Below are 15602 nucleotides of genomic sequence, written 5' to 3'. Positions count from 1 at the left end.
TCCAAACCCGGATTTTCTGCGATAAAGTTCGGGTGACAAGTGGACACCGCGATGCAACACTAGTCGTGGGCTAATAATCAGAGATCTAACAATGAAAATAATCTCCGCTTTCGGCGCGTCAGCGCTGTTTCTGTCTGTAAACACCTTTGCAGCAGAACAACCAGAGATCCTCAAATCACAGGATGTATTTAATCTTGAATATGCTGCCGATCTTAATATCACCAATGATGGCAGTGCGGTCTATTTTATCCGCCATTACATGGACATTTACAGTGATAAAAAGCTTGGCAATATCTGGAAGGTAACGCAAAGCGGCGACTTAACACCGGTCACCACAGGTAAACATCAGCAATATGGCATGGCCTTGTCACCGGACAATAAGCGCCTGGCGTATATCTCCACTGAATCCGGCAAACCACAGATTCATATGCGGTGGCTGGAAACCGGCGCCACAGGCCAGATGACCAATCTGACGGCTTCTCCGTCAAAACTGACATGGTCTCCTGATGGTAAGCAGCTGGCATTTCAGATGTTTGTATCACAAAAGCCGCAAGCGCCGGTTTCCCTGCCGGGTAAACCCGATGGTGCAGAGTGGGCAGAGCCAGCCATTTACATTGATGATGTTTACTATCGCTTCGACGGTGGCGGTTATACCAAACCGGGCTTTACACAGATTTTTGTGCTCAGTGCACAAGGCGGCACACCCAGGCAAGTGACTTTCGATGAGTTTAATCACAACGGCGCCATGAGCTGGAGTCAGGATGGCAGTCAGCTGTATTTCTCCGCAAACCGGAATGAAAACTTCCGTCTGGCGCCGGTCAATACCGACATTTACGCACTGAACATGGCCAATGGCGATATCCAGGCTGTTACTGACCGTAACGGGCCGGACAGCCAGCCGGTAATCTCACCGGATGGTAAGTATCTTGCTTACCTGGGCTATGATGATAAAGGCACTAACTATGAAAATGCTCAGGTTTATGTGCGTGAACTGTCTTCGGGCGAGACCCGTTCATTGACCGCCGATCTGGATCGCAGTGTTGATAGTGTGCACTGGGATGGCAAAGGTCGGGGTCTGTATATTCAATACGATGACCAGGGCAAAACCCTGCTAGCCTATCAGCCACTCAAAGGTAAGGCTAAACAGCTTACCGATAAATTAGGCGGGCAATCTTACGGTCGCCCCTACACCAGCAGTGAATTTGATGTGGCGGGTAACGGTACTGTTACCTTTGCCTATTCTGCCCCGGACCGCCCGGCCGATGTGGGGATGCACAAAGAGGGTAAGGATACCCAACTGACAAGACTGAATGATGATGCGCTGGGGCACAAGACATTGGCGGACGTAGAGGAGTTCTGGTTTAAATCCTCCGCTGATGGCCGCGATATTCAGGGCTGGATAGCCTACCCGCCAGGCTTTGACAAGAGTAAAAAGTACCCCATGCTGCTGGAGATCCATGGTGGTCCGGTAACCGCTTATGGGCCGCACTTCGCGACTGAAATCCAGCTCTATGCCGCTGCCGGTTACGTGGTGGTATATATCAATCCCAGAGGCAGTTCCAGTTACGGCAAGGAGTTTGCTCAGACCATCCACCTGAACTATCCGAGTCAGGATTACGACGATCTGATGTCTGCGGTGGATACGGTGATTGATAAGGGCTTTGTTGATGAGAACGAGTTGTTTGTCACCGGTGGTTCAGGTGGTGGCGTGCTGAGTGCATGGATTGTTGGTCATACCGACAGATTCAAAGCCGCTGTAGTCGCTAAACCTGTGATCAACTGGTACAGCTTCGTACTCACTTCAGATTTCTACCCGTATTTCTATAAATACTGGTTTGCCGCCAAGCCCTGGGAAGATCTCGAAGGCTATATGCAACGCTCACCCATCAGCTATGTGGGCAATGTGACGACCCCGACCATGCTATTGACAGGTGAAGCCGACTATCGGACCCCCATATCAGAGTCTGAGCAGTACTATCAGGCCCTTAAGCTTCAGGGCGTTGATACGGCTATGGTACGTATACCTGATGCGCCTCACGGCATATACAAGCGCCCAAGCAACCTGATGAGCAAGGTGGAGTATATTCTCTGGTGGTTTGAAAAGTATCGTGGTGAAAAGTCGGACTAGCAGGCCCTCGCGTTTAACAGCAAATTCTGATACAAAACAGGCTCCATAAATGGAGCCTGTTTTTTTAAGGATATTGGCATTATGTTATTGCTATTGCTCTATGTATTTATTGCACTGGGCTTTTCGTTTGTCTGTTCTGTGGCCGAGGCGGTTATCCTGAGCCTTTCCAATGCCTATATTTCAGTGCAGGAAGAGCAGGGCAAACCCAGTGGTAAACTATTGCGGCAACAAACCAGCGATATCAACCGGCCCTTATCGGCTATTTTAACCCTGAATACCTTTGCCCATACCTTCGGAGCTGCCGGAGCCGGGGCACAGGCAGCCGTGGTGTTTGGCAATGCTTATCTGGGCCTGGCCTCTGCTGTTCTGACTCTGTTGATTCTGGTGTTATCCGAGATTATCCCGAAAACTCTTGGGGCGACCTACTGGCGAAACCTGGCACCGGCTACTGCATACTTTCTTAAGTATCTGATCATCATCCTCTATCCTTTTGTGAAAATGTCAGACTGGCTGACACGGCATTTTACCGATGATAATCCATTGAAAGGGCTGAACCGGGCAGAGTTGCTGGCCATGGCGGAGTTGTCAAAAGATGAGGGGCAACTGGCCATGCGCGAAGCGCATATTATGCAGAACCTTCTGAACCTGCACCAACTGACCATCAGGGATGCAATGACCCACCGAACGGTGGTGTTTTCAGTGCCGGAGACCATGACAGTAGAAACCTTCTTTCATAAGCATGATGATGTCGCATTTTCGCGAATTCCGGTGTATGAGAATGAACCGGAACAGGTTTCAGGTTTTGTGATGAAAACGGATCTATTGCTGGCGCAGGCAAGGGGCAACGGCAAGAGGGTGCTAAAGGAATACCGCAAGGAAATGGTTACCATGCTCAGCAGTATGCCACTGGTGCGCACCTTTGATTATTTTCTGGATAACCGCGCCCATATCCTGCTGGTTGTGGATGAGTATGGTGGCCTGGAAGGGATCCTGACCCTTGAAGATCTGTTGGAGGCCATGCTGGGCATGGAGATTGTCGATGAGAAAGACAAAAATATCAGCATGAAGAAACTGGCACACCTGATGAGCCGCCGACGGGAGTCTGAAATGATGATCCATAAGGATGATTGATGGATTGGACCGTAAAACAACGCTTTGATATTGAGCCTTTTTTAAAGCAGTTAGTGAGCGAAGCGAGAGCGCTGCCGGTGAGTGGTAAGGTCGCTGACTATATACCGGCACTGGCCCGGGTTAACCCTGAGCAGGTGGGGCTGGCTTTGGCCACAGTAGACGGGAAACTGTACTGTGCAGGTAATGCAACAGTGGGTTTTTCGATTCAGAGCCTGTCAAAAATTTTTGGTCTGGTGATGGCCATGAACAGAGCCGGGGACAGCCTGTGGCAACGGGTGCATATGGAACCCTCGGGCTTGCCCTTTAACTCCATCGTGCAACTTGATTATGAGCATGGCATTCCCCGCAATCCCTTTATCAATGCCGGTGCGATTCTTATTGCCGATGTGCTGGTCAGCCATTATTCGGCCAGCCGTCAGGCCCTGATCAGTTTTATTCGCCAGTTAGCCGGTTGCGAGCAGATTTTTGCGGATGACGATGTTTTCCAGTCAGAAAGGCAACACGGCAGTCGTAATGCCGCAATGGCCTATCTGATGAAAAGTTTCGGCAATATCGAAGCCGATGTAGAAAAGGTGCTGGCGCACTATTTCTATCAGTGTTCGGTGAATATGAGTTGTAAACAACTGGCGAGCAGTCTGACATTTCTGGCTAATCGAGGGGTGCAGCCACTGACTGAAAAAGTGGTTTGTTCGCGTCGTGATGCTCACCGGGTTAACGCGATTCTTTCTACCAGTGGTATGTATGACCAATCCGGTGAGTTTGCCTTTACGGTGGGGTTACCGGCAAAAAGTGGTGTGGGAGGCGGTATTGTTGCCATTGTACCCGGGTATGGGGTGATCTGTGCCTGGAGTCCAAGACTGAATAACTTTGGTAACTCCTGCTTAGGTATGCATATGATTACCGGCATAGCAGAACAACTGGGACTGTCTGTATACTGAAGTCGGGACTGCTAGCGGCTTTTTATGCAGTTTCTGCCGGCTTTTTTTGCATCATACAGGGCCTGATCCGCCAGCTTGAGTACCGCTGTAAACTGATTATGGGACCGGCTTCTGGCGGCAACACCAAAACTGCAGGTAACACTCACCTGCTTTTGGCTTGCAGAGCGGCGATAAGGATTGGTTTTCTTTGCTGATTTTTTTACCGGCCTGTCGTGTGCCCGGATCATCATCTGATAGCCAGCAATGAGGCTGCGCAGGGATTCGAGGTGGGGCAGAACCTGTTGCACAGACTTTCTTGGGAACACCAGAGTAAACTCCTCACCACCATAACGAAAGGCTTTGCCGCCGCCGCTGACCTGTTGCAGTTTGCTGGCGACCAGCTTGAGTACCTGATCGCCCACATCATGGCCATAGGTATCGTTAAACGACTTAAAATGATCGATATCTGCCATCACTATCACATAACGGCTGCCCAGGGTTTGGGTGTATTGCATCAGGGCGCGGCGAGAGGGAATGCCCGTCAGTTCATCCCGAAAAGCCATATTATGGCTATCGACGATTACGGCGCTTAAGAACACCAGTGCCAGAGTAAAAACTGTAACTTGTGTCACGATAAACTGGTTCTGATAGTCCAGCACCGGCAATATAAGCATACTCGCAAACAGCATGCAGTGGCTGTGACTGGTATTGAGCAGTAACCGGAGCAATCCGCTCAGTGCCAATATCAGGTAAAAACACCATTGCAAAGGGGAAACTTTCCCGGCGACAGTAGGTGGCAGCAGTTCATGTAGAGGTTTCAGCCAATGCTGCCAATCCAGCGGGAAGTACTCGAACAGCAGTGTCGTCGCAACAACAGTCAGTGATATCCAGACCAGGGTAAGCAGCAGATTGAACAAGGCGAAGCCGCGATCCTTGTCCCATAGCAATAAACACAACACTGCCATTAATGCAGTGACATCAAGCCAGGTCAGCAGCCATTGCGCGAATACGTCCGGCCACAGGCCTTTGCTGCATAAATAGCCCAATAGCAGGCATGCGAGCACCATGCGGCTGCGACCAAACTTAAGCGCAACCAGCATGGCAAAGAGGATTGCCACTAATGGCACATAGCTGAATTGTTCAGACCAACGGAATAACAGTGAAGCGTTGCTCTGTACAAGCCACTGAACCAGAGCCAGCAGTATCATCACCGGCAGCAACCTTCTGACTAACATCTGGAGTCTTAACAGCATAAAGTCGCAACCTTAGTGACTGACCAATAAAAGAGCTGAGAGCACAACCCGGGGCCTCTTGCGATTATTTACTCTTTGTCTCTTTGAGTAACTTATTAATGCTCTGATTGAGCAGTCGTTGCATTTTTTTTGCCGCATCACTGACTCTTACCTCGGCATCGCCATTTACTGCAGTATGTGCTGCGAGGGTGAACTCGCGGCCACCCTGCACACCGGGCAGACAAACATGCGCCAGTACCGCCACTTCAGATTTACCGCGCGTTTCACTCGGACCCCAGCCAATTTTCTGGAAAATCCGCCATTGACCATCAGTGAGGTTATCCAGTGTAGTTTTGGCATTATCATTATTGCCGCCAAGAGCCTGGCTCAGGGCATGGGGCAGCAGACGGGAAATGCCCATTATCATTCCGCCATGTTGATGCCTGCTATCGGAATGTCCATCACCGTAAAACAGGGTCTGAATGTCATCGCTGGTCAGATTTGGGTGCCGGGTACTCTCGTCCCGCTCATGTACCGCCAGGCGTTTGAGCCACTCAGCCTGGGCGAGGGTAGTCATTGGTTTGTTGCCGGTCAGACCGCATTCCTGGCAACGGTAGCTGCGATAACCGGGGTCAGCATCATTGGCGATCAGCACTGGCATTGCTGCCTGGCGATTATTCTGTTTGTCCAGCCAGAAGGGCGCGCCAGGGTTAAAAATCTCAACGTAGTAACCACCACGAAGACCGACAGAGGGATTGGCTATTCTCAGCCAGTTACCCTGGAACAGGCCGCTGATGTAGTCCCGTCCGGCGGCATTGACCAGATAGGTGGCAATGGCATTGGAATTGCCATCTGCACCACCAAAGGGCTGATAGGTATGGATACTGGTAATCAGGTCTGCCACTGGCACCTTGCCGCCGGCCAGGCTTCTGGCGCCAACCCCCTGAGCTCTGGCTTTACTGATTGCAGCGGTAATGGCCATGACTTTTGAGGTGCTCCATGGCTCATAAAGCAATTTGTGACTGTTGTCATTGGCCAGATATCGGTAGGCCATATCATCGCCCTGATGGCGGGAATCGATCATCAGTATTTTACTGTCCTGCTCAACATCCTCAAAATAGTCCCAGTTGGCGCTGATACGCTGCTCCCAACCGGCTTTGTCTGACTGACTTTGCTTCGCACTTTTGTACTGTGGGTGAATATCATCATTCGGTGTGAGAGAGCAGTTGACAGAGGTTTGTGTCATGTTCCCGGGAATAAGGGCCGGCGCTTTAAGAACCTGCTGATAAAAGGGCTCATCCTGCAATTGGGCTTCAACACGTTGCTGGGCATTAGGAGCCGACTGGGCGATAGCCTGAGGAATACAACTGAATAAAAGGCTCAGGGTGAAAACGCATCTGCACTTGTTTACCATGTTGATATCCTCAGGGTTTGTCGTTCAGGTAGAATTTGTCATAGAAGGTGTATACCCACGCAGGTTTATACATCACCAGCAACGTCATGGTCATGCCATTTAACATGGCCTCGGGGAACAATAATAAGGGAATAAGGATCAGATAATTATCCTTAATTACCGTCCAGTCATGGATCCCGTCCAGCCAGTAATAACCGCCGATAGCTAGCATCTTTAACGCGATCATCAGTGCACCGGGAAGAAAGGCACAGAGGAATATATAAATAAAGAAATGCCGGGGGAGTTTATGAAATGACAGACTATATATCAGGTAGCTCAGGCTTACTGGCAGACACAGACCGAGCAGACCGTTGATGCCGAACATATTCCAGCTTTCTTTACCGATAATAGTAATACCCAGCAACGCCAGTGAAGCACTGAGCAGGGCCCCACGGTAGCCCAGAACCAGAGTCAGAGCAGTCAGCCACAGGAAATGCACGTTCAGTCCGGTATAAATGCCGGCCCTGAATAGCCACAGAACAAACAGACTGGCAGCGGATCCAAACAACAGGTGCTGGACTTTTTTGTCCTGCTTCAATGTCTGGCCTGGCACGGAACGCAATAAAAAAGCCAATATTGCCAGATATACTAACCAAGCCAGAGTCTGCAGCAGGGTGATACTTTCAAACAACGTCTGTGCGTCCTGTTATTTGTACTCGGCCCAGATAGGGGCGTGATCAGAGGGTTTCTCAATACCTCTTAGCTCGTAATCGATGCCGGCATCCGTGAGGCGTTGGTGCAAGGTATCCGTAGCCAGGATCAAATCGATACGCAGGCCCCGATTATCATCGAAGCCGCGGGAGCGGTAATCAAACCAACTGAATTGATCTTCTGAGTCGGGGTTCAGACTGCGGAAACTGTCCTTAAACCCCCAATCCAGCAGGGTGTTCAGCCAGACTCTTTCCTCGGGTAAAAAACTGCATTTGCCAGTCTTTAACCAGCGCAGACGGTTCGCTTCTCCAATACCGATATCCTGGTCCTGGTGGGAAATATTCACATCTCCCATGACGATCAGATTTTCGTCTGGGTTGTGATGGCTGTTGAGGTAGTGCATCAGGTCGGCATAAAACTTACGCTTGGCGGGAAATTTTGTTGGATGCTCCTGATTTTCTCCCTGCGGAAAATAACCGTTTAACACTCTGACAGACTGTCCGTTTTCCATTGCATACGTGGCCATAATCATGCGCCGTTGTGCATCAGGACCATCATCAGGGAAACCTATCTGCACTGACTCAGGAGCTTGTTTCGACAGCAGGGCTACACCATAATGGCCCTTCTGACCATGGTAGTGAACTTCATAGCCCATTGCCTGCACATCGGCAAGAGGGAACATGTCGTCATGGACTTTGGTTTCCTGCAAGCCGATCACATCGGGTTGATGTTTGTCGATCAATGCCTGAAGCTGATGCAGCCTGGCACGTAGCCCGTTGATATTAAAGGAAATAAACTTCATGGTATTCGCTGTTTCTGGAAAGTTGAGCTATGTTAGCAAATCCAGCCAGTAGCGGTAACCCTGTTTAAAGCGAATAATTGTCTGGCCGCTATACTCATACAATAACTGATCGGTTGTCGATGGACGGTACCGATGGCGCAGCCTTTTGTACAAAGGATGACTGGTATGGAAAGCAACTCAAAAGTGGTTATCGCCTCTGCACTGATGTTTTTCAGTTCAGTGACCGCGGCTGCACAGAAGATTTCTATTGCCGTTTTTGAGCCTCATGAGAGTTTTGTAAAGGCATCAACGGCCTATGGGTTATCATGGGACATATTGCAGCTGGCCGCGCAGGAAGAGCAGATACAGCTTATTCCCCAGCAGAGCTCCTGGGATGGCGCTATCAGCAGGCTGAAGAATAATAAAGTCGAGCTGATTTTTGGTGTACTGAAAACACCGGAAAGGCAAGGTTGGCTTACTTTCAGTTATCCTTTGGTGCCCGAGGGCAGTATGTTGTATACCTTACCCTCAAATCCGGTTAATGCCCTCAGTCAGATAAACATCGGGCAGGTAAAGGTCGGCGCAGTAGATAAATCCCTGCATCAGAAAGAAGCGATCAGAATGGGCTTTGAGCACATTTACCCTGTTAACGACAGAGCTAATCTGTATGAAATGTTGCAGGGGGGACGGCTGGATTATGTCGTATTAGGCATAACCCTGGCGCGGTTTTATTGTCAGAATGAGTCGCGGGATTATGGTGTGAATTGCCTTAAGCCTGTCGGGGAGGTGCTGATGTACAGCAATGTGCATGTTGCCTCGCTCCAGAATAATAAACAGGCCACCCGGGTGTTGCGCCGTCTTAATAATGGTATTAAAACGGTATATCGCTTACCCGGAGTCGCCACACTGTTTGATCAGCATGGTTTCAGTACCAGCGATTACCGTCAGTGGCAGCAACAGATGAATGCTTTCTTTTCCGCACAGTGACTGTATCTGGTCAAAGGTTAACTTTCTTAATTCTCCCCGGCGTTATACCCGTTTCAGGCTGAGTACTCCAATATTGACCGGTGTAAATTAAATAGCTGACCGGTATTATTACTTGATAACTAACGAATGAGTGTCGTAGTTTGAGTAGTTGAACAAGATAAAATAAGGATAGTTATGATTACGCTGTTTTATACCGGAATATTAACCTTGCTGGTGGTGTTTCTTTCAGCCAGGGTGATAGTGCTCAGGAACAAGCATAAAGTTGCCATCGGTGATGGTGGCAATACTGACTTACAACTGGCAATCCGGGCTCAGGGGAATGCACTCGAGTACCTGCCTCTGGCTCTGTTGCTTATTTTTATGATCGAAGCCGCTGGCCTGTACTCTCTTATTATCCAGTTTCTTTGCCTGGTGTTGTTGATTGGCCGTCTGATACATGCTTATGCGATACCGGCTAAAAATCTGAGATTACGGGTAGTGGGTATGATGTTAACGTTTCTGGTGTTACTCGCCGCAGCGGGTATAGCCATCGGCTACGCCTTGCCCAGGTTGGGCTTGTTGTTATGATTCGCGGCGTACTGCGGACCTGTCACGGATACCTGCGGTTGCTGATCTTTATGGCGGCGCTGTTGGCAGGTTTGCAGTTACCGGCATTTATTCATCATTACGAGAATACGTTACTGGCGCACCTGAGTGAGGCTCGCCAGAGTTTACAGCCCTTTTTGCAGGATGCACGGGTGCATACCGGCGGCGATCTGAACAAGCTGATTGAACGATACCGGCAGAACGCCGATACAGCGATAAGGGATGGCGGAAACAGCCTGCAGGCATTGGTAAAACGCCATGAGTATTTGCAAAATCTCGCCGACAGGCTCAGTGAATCGCAGTTGCAGCGTATCTGGTATGGCCTTTTTGATACCGACCCCGTACTCTTTAGCGAAGCGAGGCAGCACTATGATTATCAGATAACCCTGAATGGCCAGGCTATAGGCTGGGGCCTGATAAGCGGTCTGCTGATCATGATGTTTTTTGATCTTTTTTGCGGTCTCTGTGCATTGCCATTCCGTGGCAGCCGTTCTGTATAATGATCAGATCATGGTATCTGAATGCTCAGATAAGTGGCTGATAGGCAGTTTGTTTATGGACGATTTTGAGTAATTTTTTCACCTTGTTTAACTGTATCTTGCCTTTGGCCGGCAGGTATCTGGCCCCCTGATTGATAGCTACAGCATTGCCTTTTGCCCATAGTTTTTGTGCCGCAGGACCGCCGCAGACAATACAACTTAGTGGCTGGTATATATCGGCTTTCTGGTCCGGTGAAATGCCGGACTGAATACAACGATAGAGGGCATTTAAGCTGGCTTGCTGAAACCCTTCCGGGGTAAAAGGCTGCAAAGGTAAACCGCTGATAACGCCGATATCCCCATGTTTCTTTTGCTCAATGCGATACGCAATTGGCAGCCTGGTAAGATATTCGCTGGCCTGCGCCAGATCGACGTTAATCCGCAGCTTTTTATCAAAGGCCCAGTTTCCCCCCTGAGTATACCAGCCCAGATAATGATCACGCTTCAGGGCGTCCAGCAGATAAAGCTCGTGAATACCCACGACCGCAAAAAACCAGTCCCGTGAAAGGAGGCTCAGTACCCTGAGGCTGTCATTGCCATAGTCTATCAGGTTGCCTGTGCTGAAAAGCCGATCCTGGCGGGGATTAAAGTCCACTTTAGCCATTGCCTGTTGCAATTTGTCATACTGCCCGTGAATGTCACCGACAAAGTAGTCTTTTCCGCCGTGATTGGCCTCTAATTCCTGCAGGCGCCGGAAACCGGATAGAAGCCTGGCCAGAGCCATCTGTTGCATGTTCAGATTCCGGAATGATACAGACTGTATGAGCAGGTCATATACGCTAACAGCTCAGGTTTTCTGATCAAGGGGCGTCATAAATAATTCATAAATGAGCGCTCAGACTGTAACTCAGTGCCCGCTAGTCGAATACCGCGATAATTTGCCGGCTGATGGCCACCAATTCCCCTCCGGCATCCCAGATGTTGGCCTCGCTGTGGCAATAGCCATCGGCGGCCTGGCGGGTATCTGCCTGATAAGCAAACCAGTCATCGGCTGCTACGGGCTGATGGGGATGGATAAACTCCAGATTCCAGCTCATGGTGCTTGCCGGCGCAGGCCAGCGCAGCATCTGTAATATGGTCGGTGGCCAGGCATCAATCAGCGCGATCAGGTGGGCATCGCTGATCTGTTCCGGCGTGTCAGTAAAACGCATCCAGCCGCAGGTTTTTGCGGTTTTTTTACCGGTAAAGGGCAGGCCACCCTCGACCAGGGCAAGATCCATATGCTTTAAAAACTTAGGTGTGACTTTGGGGATCTGCGGGATAAACTTTGCCTTTTCAGGCAGCGTCATATTGTGTTGTGTTCGATTGTCCACCCGCACTTTGGAGTCTCTGTGAGTACCAAAGCAGGCCTGGCAGAATACTGCCACCTGATTGTTCTGTATTGCCTGAGCTGTTACCTGGGTGACGTTTTTCCCTTCTCGCAGAATCTGCACCTGAATTTCAAATGCGATATCGGGCTCCAGAGGACCGACAAAGTTAGTGGTCAGGGATCTCAGCACCCGATCACTTTTTACTCTGTTTTTTATCGCTTCATACATCAAAGCGGCCGATAAACCGCCAAACAGGGTGCGTCCCTGTGTCCAGTCCTTAGGGACGGTTACTACTGTACTCTCTAGGGAAGCGTTATCGCGCACGGTGTGCAACAACTGGTCGATATGCATGAAATTTTCCAGGCTAAAACAAATAGCTTAACTGGTCAGACGTGTTGAGTAAAGCCAGTGCTATCTATCTTGCGGGGCCTGTTCTGACGGTTCCGTATCTTCACTTTCCTGCACAGACAGTTTATCCAGTTCGTCCTTATTGATCTTTTGCACTATGCCGGCGAAGCGCTTGGCATTGGCGGAGGAGAGCGCCTGTGCACTGAGCTCCTGTTGCAGGCCGGCAATAATGACCTTTTTATGTACCAGTTTTTTCGCCTCTACCATGGATTGCAGCAGGTTAAGACTAAAGGCCGGTTCACTGGGAAACAGAATATAGGCCTGATAGAACAGATCGATAGCATCAGCAAAGTCATCTTTGACGTAAAACTCCAACCCTTTCTTGTTAAACTCCAGGGCTCTGGATTTCTTGTCGCCCAGAGCCTGTTCATTCTTTAACATCATCAGACTGGAGACGGTGCGTTCATTTTCATCGGGCAGGTTAGTCAGTTTTTGCTCCAGCTCATGCAAAAGTTCGGAGGCTTTGCCTTTTTCACCGAGATCATGCCAGGTGCTGACTGCATCAGAGAGCGTTGGAATATCCATAAAGGCGGTGTCTTCAAGTCCTTCCTGTGACAGTAATTCGCGGGCTTTGGCTTTATCATCTTCAAGCACTGCCGCCAGCGCGGTCATATAGTTTCGTTTAACATCAATCTCGTTACCGTGCAGATTACGACCAGCCCCCCCGATTAAATAGCGTGCCACCTGCAAATGCTTGCCTCGTTCATTCATGGGCGTGTCCCGGGCCATCGTCAGATAACAGCGGGCCAGATCCAATGACAGCTCGGTAAAGCGTTCCCGGATATTACGGTTAGATTCCCGTTTCTTCTCCAGCAGACGAATGGCGTCGTCCATCTGATCCTGTGTCTGATAAAGATAAGCCTTTAAACGGGCTGCTGAGAGCGACAATTCGCCGTCTTTGATTTTGTCCAGATAGCGCTGCGCGTTATCGTAATCCTGCTTGTCGATATTGATTCTGGCCAGCCACTCGCAGGCCTTGTCACTGGTCAGGTGGGTGTCGAGCATGGCTTCGAGCATTTTTTCGCTTTGTTTTGTTTCTCCTGTCAGGTGAGTACTCTGGATCAGCCCCCACTTGGCCCAGATAATCTTATCTGAGGTTTTAAGCACTTCTTCATAAATAGCCGCGCTTTCTTTATAACGCTTCAGCCTGGTCAGGATCCTGGCTTTGAGCTTGGTCATATTGGTGCGGTACTTGGGCTCTTTGTTTTCCTCCATCAACAGCTCCAGGGTTTCCAGAGCCCTGGGATAGTCATCCTTATCCATCAGTCTGAGCACAGGCTGCATAAACTGATTAAAGCGCATGCAGGCCATCAGGGTCTTTTCCAGATTACGAATCGTATAGGGTTTGAGAACCAGCGCATCAGGGTGCACATCCATAATCTGACCAACAATCATTGGCACCCGATCAGAGGTCACAAACACGATGCAGGTCGAAGGTTTCAGTAACCCTTCTTTTTGCAATTCATTGATCACTTCAACGCCGTTTTTATACAGGCCAAGATGAAAGTCCATCAGCAATAAGTCGAAGTGCCGTTGCTTCAGTACAGGTTTCAGCTCTCTGCCATGGCTGTAACAGCCAATATCAGAAAAGCCCATTTCGAGCAGATGATTGCGCAGGTTAATCCGCGCCACCCCATTATCTTCAACCACCGCAACATTGATTCTGTTTCTGTCCAAAGGCCATTCTCCACTGCAATAAGCTCCGGGCCAACACGCCCTAGCATAGCAATCAATCAGGATGATGCACATAGCATGGAAGTTGCTTGTCAGCTGTCTAAGCTAGTTTACAGAGAATTTTCATAAGTTAGCGATTTTTGCTGGTTGACGTTAACGTTAAGGTAAAAATTCTGCTAATGTACCTCACACTTTCTTAACACGCTGCTGTTACCGCAGCAGAAGATAAAATGGGTGCCCTATGAAACAGATTCCTTTGCTGATTAATGGTGAATTTATCGCCTCAACATCACAACAGCATATTGATGTGACCAACCCTGCGAATAATCAGGTGATTGCCCAGGCGCCATGCGCCACCCATGAGGAAATGGAAAACGCCATTGCCAGTGCCAAAGAGGCATTTAAGACCTGGCGTAATGTGGCGGTTTCAGAGCGCGCGCGCCTGATGATGCGCTATCAGGCTCTGTTAAAAACTCATCATGATGAGATAGCTGAAATTCTCAGCCAGGAAACCGGTAAGACCTTTGATGATGCCAAAGGTGATGTCTGGCGTGGTATTGAGGTGGTCGAGCAGGCCATGAATATTCCCGCTCTGATGATGGGTGAGACGGTAGAAAATGTCGCCAGAGGCATCGATACCTACAGTTACACTCAGCCACTGGGTGTTTGTGCCGGTATTACCCCGTTCAACTTTCCGGCCATGATCCCGCTATGGATGTTTCCCCTGGCCATTGCGGCCGGGAACACTTTTGTTCTTAAGCCTTCAGAACAGGATCCGATGACACCGACACGTCTGGCCGAGCTTTTCCTTGAAGCCGGGGCGCCCAAGGGACTGTTGAATATTGTGCACGGCGGGGCCGACCAGGTGAATCATCTGTTGCACCATGAGGATATCAAGGCCGTTTCTTTTGTCGGCTCGGTACCTGTGGGCCAGCATATTTACAAAACCGCCACAGATAATATGAAGCGGGCCCAGTGTTTTGCCGGCGCCAAGAATCACTCGGTAATCATGCCTGATGCTAACAAGGCTCAGGTGCTGAATAATCTGGTTGGTGCCTCAGTAGGCGCCGCAGGCCAACGTTGTATGGCGATCTCTGTGGCCGTTTTTGTGGGTGACTCAAAAGACTGGATCCCTGAGCTGGCTGAGATGATAGCTAAAGTGAGGCCTGGTCTGTGGAATGACAAAGACGCCGGTTTTGGTCCGCTGATTAGTGACAAGGCCAGACAGCGGGTATTGTCCCTGATTGAACAGGGCAAACAGGAAGGGGCAACCTGTCTGGTGGATGGCTCTGAATTTACCTTATCCGGTTATGAGCAGGGCAACTGGGTGGGGCCCACCGTATTCAGCGATGTGACCGAAGAGATGACTATCTATAAAGAGGAAATCTTCGGACCGGTATTGTGCTGCGTGGTTGTCGACAGCCTGGAAGAGGCCATTGCGCTGGTGAATCGTAATCCTTATGGCAACGGTACCAGCATCTTTACCGCTAATGGCGCGGCGGCGCGGAAATATCAGCATGAAATTGAAGTGGGGCAGGTGGGAATTAATGTACCGATTCCGGTGCCATTGCCATTTTTCTCATTCACCGGCTGGAAGAACTCTTTCTATGGTGATCTGCATGCCTATGGCAAACAGGGAGTGCGCTTCTACACCGAGACCAAGACAATTACCAGTCGCTGGTTTGAAGACGATATTCCCCATGGCCCGAATATGACCATCAGCCTGCGTTAGTGATATTCACCACGGAGACACAGAGAACACAGAGAAGAATTGGTTGTAGCTGTTTTGATGGTTTTATAACGGTC

General features: G+C 49.7%; 14 protein-coding genes. 7 read left to right on the top strand and 7 right to left on the bottom strand.

The window, feature by feature from the left end:
• Window positions 1–91: 91 nt before the first annotated feature.
• From AT746_RS10220 to AT746_RS10210, 3 genes are all read left to right on the top strand, one after another.
• On the top strand, window positions 92–2128 hold the full coding sequence (locus AT746_RS10220; RefSeq protein ID WP_062479978.1) for a S9 family peptidase: 2037 nt from the start codon (window positions 92–94) through the stop codon (window positions 2126–2128).
• A gap of 81 nt (window positions 2129–2209) precedes the next feature.
• Window positions 2210–3259 carry a CNNM domain-containing protein gene (locus AT746_RS10215; protein ID WP_062479976.1) on the top strand — a complete coding sequence of 350 codons (1050 nt, stop codon included), beginning with the start codon at window positions 2210–2212 and terminating at the stop codon, window positions 3257–3259.
• Window positions 3259–4197 carry a glutaminase gene (locus tag AT746_RS10210; protein ID WP_062479974.1) on the top strand — a complete coding sequence of 313 codons (939 nt, stop codon included), beginning with the start codon at window positions 3259–3261 and terminating at the stop codon, window positions 4195–4197. Before AT746_RS10215 ends, AT746_RS10210 begins: the two co-directional genes overlap by 1 nt.
• Window positions 4198–4208: 11 nt before the next feature.
• Here the strand turns inward: AT746_RS10210 and AT746_RS10205 are convergent, their stop codons facing one another.
• From AT746_RS10205 to xthA, 4 genes are all read right to left on the bottom strand, one after another.
• Complete coding sequence (locus tag AT746_RS10205; RefSeq protein ID WP_062479972.1) at window positions 4209–5429, bottom strand: sensor domain-containing diguanylate cyclase; 1221 nt, start codon at window positions 5427–5429, stop codon at window positions 4209–4211.
• Between the two features lie 64 nt (window positions 5430–5493).
• Window positions 5494–6822 carry a hypothetical protein gene (locus AT746_RS20045; protein WP_062479970.1) on the bottom strand — a complete coding sequence of 443 codons (1329 nt, stop codon included), beginning with the start codon at window positions 6820–6822 and terminating at the stop codon, window positions 5494–5496.
• 10 nt (window positions 6823–6832) lie between these two features.
• The gene (locus tag AT746_RS10195; RefSeq protein ID WP_062479968.1) at window positions 6833–7492 is read right to left on the bottom strand and encodes an energy-coupling factor ABC transporter permease; all 660 of its coding nucleotides are present in this window, start codon (window positions 7490–7492) and stop codon (window positions 6833–6835) included.
• A gap of 15 nt (window positions 7493–7507) precedes the next feature.
• A complete protein-coding gene (gene xthA, locus AT746_RS10190) occupies window positions 7508–8314 on the bottom strand; it encodes an exodeoxyribonuclease III (protein WP_062479966.1) in 807 nt (268 codons plus the stop codon).
• Between the two features lie 165 nt (window positions 8315–8479).
• Between xthA and AT746_RS10185 the strand changes: the two genes are divergently transcribed.
• The 3 genes from AT746_RS10185 (at window position 8480) to AT746_RS10175 (ending at window position 10365) form a co-directional block, all read left to right on the top strand.
• A complete protein-coding gene (locus AT746_RS10185) occupies window positions 8480–9280 on the top strand; it encodes a substrate-binding periplasmic protein (RefSeq protein ID WP_062479964.1) in 801 nt (266 codons plus the stop codon).
• Window positions 9281–9454: 174 nt separating this feature from the next.
• Window positions 9455–9847, top strand: coding sequence for an MAPEG family protein (locus AT746_RS10180; protein ID WP_062479962.1), 393 nt, complete (start codon window positions 9455–9457; stop codon window positions 9845–9847).
• Window positions 9844–10365, top strand: a complete 522-nt coding sequence (locus AT746_RS10175; RefSeq protein ID WP_062479960.1) for a DUF2937 family protein — start codon at window positions 9844–9846, stop codon at window positions 10363–10365. The genes AT746_RS10180 and AT746_RS10175 overlap by 4 nt, the downstream gene beginning before the upstream one ends.
• A gap of 25 nt (window positions 10366–10390) precedes the next feature.
• On the opposite strand, the gene AT746_RS10170 is transcribed toward AT746_RS10175, so the two are convergent.
• The 3 genes from AT746_RS10170 to AT746_RS10160 form a co-directional block, all read right to left on the bottom strand.
• The gene (locus AT746_RS10170; protein ID WP_062479958.1) at window positions 10391–11137 is read right to left on the bottom strand and encodes a metallophosphoesterase; all 747 of its coding nucleotides are present in this window, start codon (window positions 11135–11137) and stop codon (window positions 10391–10393) included.
• Window positions 11138–11261: 124 nt separating this feature from the next.
• Window positions 11262–12065: an acyl-CoA thioesterase gene (locus tag AT746_RS10165; protein ID WP_062479956.1), complete on the bottom strand. Its 804-nt coding sequence runs from the start codon at window positions 12063–12065 to the stop codon at window positions 11262–11264.
• Between the two features lie 60 nt (window positions 12066–12125).
• Window positions 12126–13799: a response regulator gene (locus tag AT746_RS10160; protein ID WP_231730915.1), complete on the bottom strand. Its 1674-nt coding sequence runs from the start codon at window positions 13797–13799 to the stop codon at window positions 12126–12128.
• Window positions 13800–14037: 238 nt separating this feature from the next.
• On the opposite strand from AT746_RS10160, the gene AT746_RS10155 reads away from it, so the two are divergent.
• Window positions 14038–15528: a CoA-acylating methylmalonate-semialdehyde dehydrogenase gene (locus AT746_RS10155; protein WP_062479954.1), complete on the top strand. Its 1491-nt coding sequence runs from the start codon at window positions 14038–14040 to the stop codon at window positions 15526–15528.
• Window positions 15529–15602 lie beyond the last annotated feature (74 nt).

Origin of the sequence: Lacimicrobium alkaliphilum (assembly GCF_001466725.1) — a bacterium.
Lineage (GTDB): Bacteria > Pseudomonadota > Gammaproteobacteria > Enterobacterales > Alteromonadaceae > Lacimicrobium > Lacimicrobium alkaliphilum_B.
This window is presented reverse-complemented; position numbering and strand designations above follow the sequence as displayed.

Coding starts and splice junctions, on each gene's coding strand:
- AT746_RS10220 (WP_062479978.1), top strand. CDS start 92: ATGAAAATAATCTCCGCTTTCGGCGCGTCAGCGCTGTTTCTGTCTGTA.
- AT746_RS10215 (WP_062479976.1), top strand. CDS start 2,210: ATGTTATTGCTATTGCTCTATGTATTTATTGCACTGGGCTTTTCGTTT.
- AT746_RS10210 (WP_062479974.1), top strand. CDS start 3,259: ATGGATTGGACCGTAAAACAACGCTTTGATATTGAGCCTTTTTTAAAG.
- AT746_RS10205 (WP_062479972.1), bottom strand. CDS start 5,429: ATGCTGTTAAGACTCCAGATGTTAGTCAGAAGGTTGCTGCCGGTGATG.
- AT746_RS20045 (WP_062479970.1), bottom strand. CDS start 6,822: ATGGTAAACAAGTGCAGATGCGTTTTCACCCTGAGCCTTTTATTCAGT.
- xthA (WP_062479966.1), bottom strand. CDS start 8,314: ATGAAGTTTATTTCCTTTAATATCAACGGGCTACGTGCCAGGCTGCAT.
- AT746_RS10185 (WP_062479964.1), top strand. CDS start 8,480: ATGGAAAGCAACTCAAAAGTGGTTATCGCCTCTGCACTGATGTTTTTC.
- AT746_RS10180 (WP_062479962.1), top strand. CDS start 9,455: ATGATTACGCTGTTTTATACCGGAATATTAACCTTGCTGGTGGTGTTT.
- AT746_RS10175 (WP_062479960.1), top strand. CDS start 9,844: ATGATTCGCGGCGTACTGCGGACCTGTCACGGATACCTGCGGTTGCTG.
- AT746_RS10170 (WP_062479958.1), bottom strand. CDS start 11,137: ATGCAACAGATGGCTCTGGCCAGGCTTCTATCCGGTTTCCGGCGCCTG.
- AT746_RS10165 (WP_062479956.1), bottom strand. CDS start 12,065: ATGCATATCGACCAGTTGTTGCACACCGTGCGCGATAACGCTTCCCTA.
- AT746_RS10155 (WP_062479954.1), top strand. CDS start 14,038: ATGAAACAGATTCCTTTGCTGATTAATGGTGAATTTATCGCCTCAACA.